1 protein-coding gene is annotated in these 627 nt (G+C 72.9%); it reads right to left on the reverse strand.

Annotated features, from left to right (window positions below; all coding sequences use genetic code 11):
- A partial coding sequence (locus tag ACWEO5_RS26410) for a tetratricopeptide repeat protein (protein WP_452164729.1) occupies nucleotides 1–627 on the reverse strand: 627 nt, incomplete at both ends.

Consider the following 627-nt stretch of genomic DNA (forward strand, 5'->3'; position numbering starts at 1 on the left):
GCGGGCCGCGGCCAGGCCCCGGAGGATCCGGACGGCCTCCGCGCCCACGGCCAGGGCCTGTTCGTACTCTCCGAGGTCACCGAGCCAGTTGGCGAGGTTGCCCAGGCTCATCGCGAGTTGGGGAAGGTGGGCGTCGGGGCGGGCCGCGGCCAGGCCCCGGAGGATCCGGACGGCCTCCGCGCCCACGGCCAGGGCCTGTTCGTACTCTCCGAGGTCACCGAGCCAGTTGGCGACATTGCTGAGGCTCACGGCGAGGTCGGGTAGGTGCTCGTCGAGGCGAGCGGCGGCCAGTTCGCAACGGAGGCGGACGGCCTCCTCACCCGCCACCAGGGCCTCTTCGTGCCGTCCGAGATCCCCGAGCTGGACTGCGTAGTTGTTGAGACTCGTGGCAAGTTGGGAGAGGTACGCGTCAGGACGGGCGGCGGCCAGGCCCCGGAGGATCCGGACGGCCTCCGCGCCCACGGCCAGGGCCTCCTCGCGCCGTCCGAGATTCCCCAACCGGACGGCGAAGGTGATGAGACTCGTGGCGAGGTCGGGCAGGTGCTCGTCGAGGCGGGCGGCGACCAGACCCCGGTGGACCAGGACCGCCTCCTCCGCGACAGCCAGCGCCTCCTCCCACCGCCCCAG

Source organism: Kitasatospora sp. NPDC004272, assembly GCF_053603035.1.